The 8,794-nt window shown below is 69.9% G+C and carries 5 protein-coding genes and 1 pseudogene; 3 read left to right on the forward strand and 3 right to left on the reverse strand.

Annotation, left to right across the window (positions count from 1 at the left end; all coding sequences use genetic code 11):
• Window positions 1–11: 11 nt before the first annotated feature.
• From G6048_RS19190 to G6048_RS19200, 3 genes and pseudogenes are all read right to left on the reverse strand, one after another.
• A complete protein-coding gene (locus tag G6048_RS19190; RefSeq protein WP_165340788.1) occupies window positions 12–2,225 on the reverse strand; it encodes a protein kinase domain-containing protein in 2,214 nt (737 codons plus the stop codon).
• Between the two features lie 110 nt (window positions 2,226–2,335).
• Window positions 2,336–2,689 carry a helix-turn-helix domain-containing protein gene (locus G6048_RS19195; protein WP_165340789.1) on the reverse strand — a complete coding sequence of 118 codons (354 nt, stop codon included), beginning with the start codon at window positions 2,687–2,689 and terminating at the stop codon, window positions 2,336–2,338.
• Window positions 2,686–3,051: pseudogene (locus tag G6048_RS19200) on the reverse strand (type II toxin-antitoxin system RelE/ParE family toxin). Before G6048_RS19200 ends, G6048_RS19195 begins: the two are co-directional and overlap by 4 nt.
• A 217-nt stretch (window positions 3,052–3,268) precedes the next feature.
• Between G6048_RS19200 and G6048_RS19205 the strand changes: the two are divergent.
• From G6048_RS19205 to G6048_RS19215, 3 genes are all read left to right on the forward strand, one after another.
• Window positions 3,269–4,759, forward strand: coding sequence for an AAA family ATPase (locus tag G6048_RS19205; protein ID WP_328826362.1), 1,491 nt, complete (start codon window positions 3,269–3,271; stop codon window positions 4,757–4,759).
• 138 nt (window positions 4,760–4,897) lie between these two features.
• Window positions 4,898–6,361, forward strand: a complete 1,464-nt coding sequence (locus tag G6048_RS19210) for an esterase/lipase family protein (RefSeq protein ID WP_235990027.1) — start codon at window positions 4,898–4,900, stop codon at window positions 6,359–6,361.
• The coding region (locus G6048_RS19215; protein ID WP_328826365.1) for a caspase family protein at window positions 6,354–8,794 on the forward strand (2,441 nt) is incomplete at its 3' end. The genes G6048_RS19210 and G6048_RS19215, both read left to right, overlap by 8 nt.

Here is an 8,794-nt window from a genome sequence, read left to right on the forward strand (position 1 = left end):
ACCGACCCCGCTCACCCCGAGGCGGGCTTCTGCTCGGGGTGAGCGGGGTCGAGGCTGACTACGGTGCCGTCCGGGGTAACGACGACCAGCGCGCCCCCATGACGCAACACCCTGGCCATCCAGCCGGTGTCCATTCGTGCGGCCTTCGGCAGGGTCTCCCAGAGCAGCGTGCCCTTCCTCGCATCGAGGGCTCCCACCCGGCCGCTGGCGCTGGCCAGGTACACGGCGCCCGTCCGCGAGTCGTACGTGGCCTCGCCCGGTTGTTCCAGGCTGGTCGGGGTCTGCCACACCTGCTTGCCCGTCCGGGCCGACACCGCGGTCACCCGACCGCTGACGGTGGCGAACCACAGAGTGCCGTCAGCCAGCGTCACCTGTCCCTTGTACTCCTCGGCCAGCTTCGTCGTGCTGCTCGCACCGGTGTCCGGGTCCACCAGCCGGATCCGGGCGTACACCGCCTCCTCGCCGTTTCCTACCTCATCCCGGGGCGATTCGAGGAGGAGCAGTCGGCCGTCGAGGACCCCGAGCAGGCCGCTGTCGTTCGGTACCGTCAGCCGACGCGTCGAGCCGTCGGCCCGGTCCAGCTCCACTAGTTGGATGTTCCGGGGTGCCTCCGTGTCCAGCGTGTCCAGACTGCACTGCAGGTACAGATCCTCGCCGGCCTCACTGAACCCGCAGATGTGGTTCTTGGGCAGCGGTGTCGTCCAGCGCTCGGCGCCGGTGCGCGGCGAGCGTGCGGTCACCGAGCGGCCGCTGTCGTCCGGAGTCATGACGAGGTCGCCGGAGAGGATCACGTCCACGGAGTCGTCGTTCACCGCACGGCTCCAGAGCCGCTCACCGGTCTCGGCGTCAAGGGCGACGACGCTGGTCGTGTCGTCGTCCGCCTCGTCGGGGTAGAAGAGCTGGTGGATGAGCACCGCGCCGTCCCGGACGCCGAGAAGCGTGAAGTCGTACGACCCTTCGCCCTTGACGGTCGGCACCGCCTCCGCGCGCCAGACGGTCTCGCCGGTCAGCCCGTCCAGGCGTACGGGAAGGATCCCGTCGCCCGCGCAGTAGACGGCGCCCTCGTACACCCGGCAGTCCGGCCCGCCCCGCATCCCGCCGCCGTTCACCTCCAGCGCCTTCTTCTCGCCGCGCGCGGACGTCTCGTACACCGTCGTCTGCCACGACTTCCAACCGCTCGGCGGCGCCGACCACCGCCCGTCGCTGCTCTCCGCCCATCCCGGCCCGAGCATCAGGTAGGCCGTGAGGCCGAGGACGATGGCGCCGACCGTGCCGGTCGCCGCCCACAGCGGGCGGATACGGCCCCGTAGGCCGGGCCGACCGTCGCCGCCCAGGTCGGCCACCGTCGCGGGGTGGGGCTCTGCCCCCGCCTGCGCGGCCCGGCCCAGTGCCACCGTGGGCAGGTCGCCCGCGTCCCCCTCCGGCAGGGCCGTCGCGAACTCCCGCGCCAACTCGTCGAGTCCGGGCCGTTCCGCCTCATCTTTGGCCAGGCAGCGCTCCAGGACCGTGCGCAGCGGCCCGCCCACCCCGTCCAGCACGGGCTCGTCGTGAACCACCCGGTAGGCCGTCAGATAGGGGCTGTCGGTGTCGAACGGGCCCCGGCCGGTCACCGCGTACACCAGCAGCGCTCCGAGCGAGAACACGTCCGAGGCCGGACCGACCGTGCGGGCGTCGGTGAGCTGCTCCGGGGACATGAACGGCGGGGTGCCGATCATCTGGCCGGTCTCGGTCAGGGTCTGGTTCTCCGCCGCGCGGGAGATACCGAAGTCGATGACCCGGGGGCCGTCCTCGGCCATCATCACGTTCGCCGGCTTCAGGTCGCGGTGCACGACCCCGGCCCGGTGGATGTCGCGCAGCGCCTCCACCAGCCCGAGCGCCAACTGCCGCAGTTCGGCGTCCTGGAGGAGGCCCCGGTCGCGGATCCGTTGCGCGAGCGAGCGGCCGGGCACGTACTGCGTCGCCATCCACGGCCGCGCCGCCTCCGGGTCGGCGTCCACGACCGGTGCGGTGAAGGCGCCGCTCACCTTGCGGACGGCCTCGATCTCCTGCCGGAACCGGGCCCGGAAGACGCCGTCCGCGGCGTACTGGGCATGCACCACCTTGACGGCGACCTCGCGCCCCGAACGCGCCCTGCCCCGGTAGACGACCCCCATGCCCCCGGCTCCGAGCCGGTCGACCAGCTTGTACCCGCCGACCGACTTCGGGTCGTCCCTGTGCAGTGACACCGCCCGTCCCCCCATCCCCCGTAAGGCAGTTCGAGCCACAGGATACGGAACGGAACACGAGGCGGCCGGGCGCCGGACCGTTGGGGTCCGGGGCCCGGCAGCCCTGCGGATCAGGCGATGAGGAGATCCGTGTAGTCGACGAAGGTTGTGCTGACGTCGCCGATGTCGGCCACCAGCCGCAAGTGCCCGCCGAGAGCAGCGATATAGGCGGCGATGGATTCGACCTGCATCCGGTCGATGTCACCGTTCTCCATGTGCGACACACGGACCTGCGAGACTCCCATCCTGTCGGCCACCTCGGCCTGAGTCAGGCCGCGCTGGCGACGGAGTTCAGCCAGATGGTGCCCAAGGGTGGCCGCTTCTCGGGCCCTGCGCGCAGCAGCGATGCGCTCGGGATCGTCGATTCCCGGGTCTGCGGAGCGCCTGGCAGCCAGTGAGGTCTCCCACCGGTAGTGCTTGCTCATTCGATCGATCTCCTCCCGGGGTTCTCGAGACAACGGTCGTACCGTTCCTCGGCGAGCTTGATCGCATCGGGATACCAGCCCTGCCAGTTTCCCGCCTTGTCCCCAGCCACAAGGAGTACGGCCTGCCTTTTCACATCGAACAGGAACAGGATGCGAATCTCACTCCTGCCGGACGAGCCTGGTCTCAGCTCCTTGAGGTTGTGCAGTTGTGAGCCGTGGATCCGGTCCACGGCAGGTCTGCCCAGCATCGGCCCTTGATCGGCGAGCAACTCGACAGAGTCGCGCACCAGGGACGCGCTGGCGTCGTCAAGCCCGAGGAATCAGTCATGGACCTCGGGAGTGAGGATGATCTCCCAGCTCATGACCGGAACGTATAACGCCTAGATTATCAAGCAGCCTGGATCCTAGCCTCGCCACCCGAACGAATGAGGCCCGGCCGCCTTCGCCTGTGGTGGCCCCTACATTCTCGTTCGGGGCACCGCCAGCCGCCGCCAACCGGGCTCGCCCGTGTCCGTCGATGTGTGTTTTCGTTCTTAGGGATGTACTTCTTAAAACCGCGCTAAGAAAAACGAGGTCCCCGTGCCGCGACGCCCTCACCGGAACATCCCGAAGCCGCCTCACGTCTTCGACCGCGACCTGGAGTGGAGCGAACTGACCGCCTTCGCCTCCGACGAGGATCGGGGGCCGCACCTCGCGGTCGTGTCCGGACGTCGCAGACAGGGGAAGAGCTTCCTGCTCAAGGCCCTCACCTCAGCGACCAACGGCTTCTACTTCGCCGCCGTCGAAGCCACGCGGGCTGAGTCACTCAGTCTGCTGGGCAGGGAGATCGCTCATTTCACCGACGCTCCCGTGCCGCCCATACCGCAGGACTGGACCGAAGCCCTTGAGCTGCTCTTCGACCTGTCCACGCAGCGCCCTGTCACGATCGTCATCGACGAGTTCCCCTATCTCGTCCGGGGCGACGCCTCCCTCCCCTCCCGCCTCCAGAGGATCATCGGAGCCGGATTCGGCGACGATCTGCGCCGCCATCCCCGCATCCTCCTCTGTGGCAGCGCAATGTCGTTCATGGGCGGTCTGCTCTCCGGCACGTCGCCTCTGTACGGTCGCGCGCGACTCAACCTCGTCGTGCACTCCCTGGGCTACAGGGACGCGGCCAAGTTCTGGAACATCGACGACCCACGCCTCGCCGTCCTCACCCACGCCGTGGTCGGCGGAACCCCGGCCTACCGGAAGGAGCTCGTGGCCAACGACGTGCCGGAGGGGCTGGACGACTTCGACGACTGGGTGTGCCGTACGGTCCTCAACCCCATGCGCCCGATCCACTCCGAGGCCGAGTTCCTACTGGCCGCCGAACCGGACGTACGCGACCGCGCTCTCTACCACTCCGTCCTCGCGGCGGTCGCGGCCGGCAACCACACCAGCGGTGGCATCGCGAGCGCGGTGGGCCGCAAGGCCACCGACATCTCCCAGCCGTTGACGGTGCTCAAGCGGTGCGGACTGCTGACCGTCGAAGCGGACGCCTTCCGCGGCAACCGCAGCGCGTACCGCATCGCCGAACCCCTGATCACGTTCCACCACGCGGTGGTGCGCCGCAATCAGAGCCTCATGATCGAGGAACGCGACCTGAACTCGGCCTGGTCCGAGTCCCGGGACACCTTTCTGAGCAAGGTCGTCGGCCCCCACTTCGAGCACCTGTGCCGCGAATGGGTCTCCTGGCACGCCGAGCCCGACACCTTCGGCGGCCTGCCCATCGAGGTCACCTCGGGAACCGTCGCCGATCCTGCCGCACGGACCTCCCACGAAGTCGACATCGTCGTACGCGGCGCGGTCGGCCAGGACCACGGCATCCTGCTGTCGATCGGCGAGGCGAAGTGGAACAAGGTCATGGACGTACGCCACCTCGACCGGCTTCGCCACATCCTGGGGCTCCTCGCATCCCGAGGCATCGACACGAGCCACGCCCGCCCCGCCTGTTACAGCGGCGTCGGCTTCACTCCGGCTCTGCAGGAAGCGGCCGAACGCGGCGAAGTGGTCCTCGTGGATCTGGGGCGCCTGTACGGCGGGGCGTAGACGCTCCGTCGGGCAAGTCGCGCGCATCGAGGCGGCGGGCCTTACGCCGGCGAAGTGCGCCCTTTTCGCGCCGTGCTTTGTCTACACGCCCTGTATTCCGCATGTCCCGGTGGGTGGCCCGTCACTACGCTGGTCCCCTTGGGCACGTACATGTACGGGGGCGACATGGCAACACAGCGCAGTCGAGTCGATGATCTCGTGGTCGTGGTTCCGGGGATCCTGGGCAGCCGGTTGGCCGACGCGGACGGGAAGGAGGTCTGGGGGCTCTCGGGCAAGGCTCTGTTGCGCGGGATCAGGACCTTCGGGAAATCCGTGACGGGGCTGACGCTTCAGGCCGGCCTGGGCGACGGACACCCGGAGGACGGGGTCCGGCCGGCCGGTCTGATGCCCGACCTGCATGCTCTGCCCGGGGTGGGGCCGCTGGTGGACGGTTACAGCGGGCTGATGGGCTGGCTGGAGCAGAACTTCACCCTTCGGCGGCGGCAGCCGGGGGACGACCCGCGTACACCGGTGAACCTGGTCGACTTCGCCTACGACTGGCGGCTCTCCTGCCGGTACAACGCCGAGCGGCTCGCGGAGCGGGTGGACGAGGAGCTGGGGCGGTGGCGGGCCTCGGCACCCGGGCGGGCCGAGGCCAGGGTCGTGTTCGTGTGCCACTCGATGGGCGGGCTGGTGACCCGGCAGTACGTCGAGCGGGGTGGCGGCGCGGAGGTCACTCGACGGGTGATCACGCTGGGGACGCCGTATCGGGGATCGCTGGATGCGTTGCTGACTCTGGTGAACGGGTTGCGGCCGGGGTTCGGTCCCTTACGGCTCGATCTCACGCGGTTCGCGCGCAGCCTGCCGTCACTGCATCAACTGTCGCCGGATTACGCGTGTCTGGCGAGCGCGGGGACGCCTTCTCTCCGGTACGCGCGCGAGGTGACCGGCCTGCCGGGGGTGGACGAGGCTCTGCTCAAGGATGCGGCGTTGTTCCACTCGGCGTTGCGTGAGTCGCTGACCGGGGCCGCGTACGGGGTGGAGTACCTGCCGGTGAGCGGGGTGCTGCAACCCACGCCCACCACGGCCGAGCCGGGGGACGACGGCGAGCTCTCGGAGCTGTTCACCATCGAGGGCGTCAACGAGGGCGGCGACGGGCGGGTGCCGCGGTTGTCCGGCGCCCACATCAAGGGCGTACGTCGGCCCGCGTACACCCCGTGGGAGCAGCACGGCTCCCTGCAGAACAACTCGGCCGTACGCTGGGCCGTCTGGGGCTGGTTGACGCCCGAGTTGCCGGTGCACCGGGGACCGGAGGACGAGGGGGCGGCACCGCTCGGGGTGAGCGTGCCGGAGGTCCTGGTCGAGGGCGAGGCATGCGGGGTCGAGGTGTCGGTCGCCCAGGATGTGCCGGGGTACGAGGAGCTGGCCCTCTCGGTGCGGGTGGACGGCGGGGCCGTGGGGCGGTCGCTGCGGAACCGGGGTGAGGGGCGGTACAGCGCGTTGATCGCCGGTCTCGCGCCGGGTGCGCACCGGGTGGAAGTGAGTGCGCGGCATGCGCCGGGGGCGTCGGTGACGGCGTTGGTCCTGGTGGTGGAACGGGGAGAGGGCGCCGACGGTGAGTGAGGAAGCAGGGCCGGGCGGCTTCAGGGCCACGGCGTTGTGCGTGGTGTGCGAGTCGTACGACGACTCACGAACGTTTCCTCAACTGGTGGGCGCGAAGGCCCAGATGAAGGAGATCGCCGGGCTTCTCGAAGAACTGGGCTTCGAGGTACGGCTGGTGGGCGACGGCAGTCCGGACCGGGCGGCCTTCGACCGGGAGGTCGAGGAGTGGAGCGAGGGCTGGCGGCGGACGGGCGGCCGAGGGCCCGCGCTGATCCTGTGGTCGGGGCACGGCGTTCTCGCGGACGACGAACTCCGCCTCGTCCTCCGCGACTTGGAGCCCGGCGATCACGTGGTGACACGGAAGGTGCGCATCCGTCAGCAGGGCGTCTCCACCGAGGATTTGATCAGTTACGCGGTGGCCTCCGAGGCCGACCAGATTCTGGTGCTCGTCGACACCTGTTACTCGGGAGACGGAGTCGGGGACAGTGTCCGGACGGCTCTGAAGCACTGGTCGGAGATCTCCCTCCCGCCCGGCCGCACGAAGTGGCTCGGCGCCATGGCGAGTTGCCAGCGGAACGAGCCCTCGGACGGCGACGGCCCACTGTTCCGGGCACTGGCCGAGGTGCTGCGGGACGGGCCGAAGACCGATAAGTACCTGAGCGCGTGGAGTACGCACAACGAACTCGTCAGCGGGGTCGAGTTGTTGGCCGCCCTGCCCACCAGGTGGGTGGCGGAGGGACAGCGACCCGCACGTGCGGCGGTAGGCGACGAGCGGCCGGCGTTCCCCAACCCGCTTGCCAGGCCCGGGGCCCCGCCTGTTCTCGTGGAGCACCTGGTGCTCGCGGCGCGTGGGGTGGGGCATCGGGAGGAAGGGTGGTTCTTCACCGGGCGGCGGCGGGTTCTCGGGAAGATCGTCGCGTGGATGAAGGCGGCGGCTCCCGGGCTCTTTCTCGTGACAGGGCCGGCGGGGTGCGGCAAGTCGGCGGTACTGGGGCGTATCGCGACGCTTGCGGTACGCGAGCAGCGGGAGGAGGCGGAACGGCAAGGGGCGCTCCGGGACGGGGACCCGGATCCGGGGGTGCGGGAGCCTCGGTCCTTCGCGGCGGTGCATCTACGGGGGCTCAACGCGACGCAGGCGGCGGTGGAGCTGGCCGCTCAGCTGGGCCTCCGGGAGCCGAAGAGCGCGGATGCCTTCCGGGCCGAGCTGCGGGAGCTGCCCGCACTTCCCGTGGTGGTCCTCGACGGTCTCGACGAGGTGCCGTCCGAGCACACACAGGGCGTGATCGAGGAGCTGGTCTTTCCGCTGAGCCGGCTGGTTCCGGTGCTGGTCGGTTCGCGGGAACGGCCCTTCCGCGCCAAGCTGGTGGAGGGCGAGACCCTTCCGGAGGCGCTGGTCCGGTACGTCGGGGCCGGTGTCACCACCGTGGATCTCGAGGACGAGCCGGACACGCGGCAGGACATCACCGGGTACGTACGGCGGCGCTGCGAGGCCGCGGAGGTCGACGGGGCCGGCGTCGCCGAAGCCCTCGCGGCTCGGGCCACGGCACAGGACGGCGGGTTCCTCTTCGCCAGGCTCGTGACGGGCTTCCTCATCTCACGGCTCCGGAACGAGGAGTCCGAGGGGGCCGTCAGCAGTGACGACCTGCTTGCCGGGCTGCCGGACTCCGTGGAGGCCGCCTTCGAGGAGGACCTGCGGTCCGGCCCGACGCGGACCCGCGACGACGGCACCGAACTCCCCACAGCGGCAAGGGACCTGCTCACGGCTCTCGCGTGGGCGGCCGGCCGGGGTATGCCGGCCGGAGGGGTGTGGGAGGCGGTGGCCTCGGCACTGGGCGGGCACGACGCGGGTTCCGCCTATGCCGAGAGCGACGTGGACTGGGTGCTGTCCTCGTACGGCCGCTACATCGTCGAGGACGGCGAGGGCTCCGAAGCCGTGTACCGGCTGTATCACCGGGAGTTCATCTCGTATCTGAGAAACCGCGAACGGGCTGGGGACACAGCCGGGGCGGTGGTGCTGCGGGCGGTCGTGGATCTCGTCAGGCGGCAGGCGACGGTCGGGGACTGGGATCCGGTCGATCCATACGTACGGAGTTGGCTGGCCACGCACGCAGTGTGGGCCAGGGGGCCCGGCATCGACATATTGCGTGAACTCGTCGCATGGGACAGGGACAGCGCCATCCCGCATCTCGCAGAGGCACTCCATGACTCGGCGGTCTCCTTGTCGAAGAGCGGAAACCGCGAGGCGGCGGTGGAACTCTCCCGCGAGGCGGCCGACATCTACACCGGACTGGCTGAAGCCGACGCCGCTGCCTACCTCCCCAACCTCGCCACCTCCCTCAACAACCTCGCCACACACCTGGCGGAGACCGGAGACCGACAAGGCGCCCTCGAACCCGCCCACGAAGCCACCCGCATCTACACCCAACTCGCCCAAACCAACCCCGCCGCCTACCT

This window comes from Streptomyces ureilyticus, from assembly GCF_011045025.1.
Lineage (GTDB): Bacteria > Actinomycetota > Actinomycetes > Streptomycetales > Streptomycetaceae > Streptomyces > Streptomyces ureilyticus.

Coding starts and splice junctions, on each gene's coding strand:
- G6048_RS19195 (WP_165340789.1), bottom strand. CDS start 2,689: ATGAGCAAGCACTACCGGTGGGAGACCTCACTGGCTGCCAGGCGCTCC.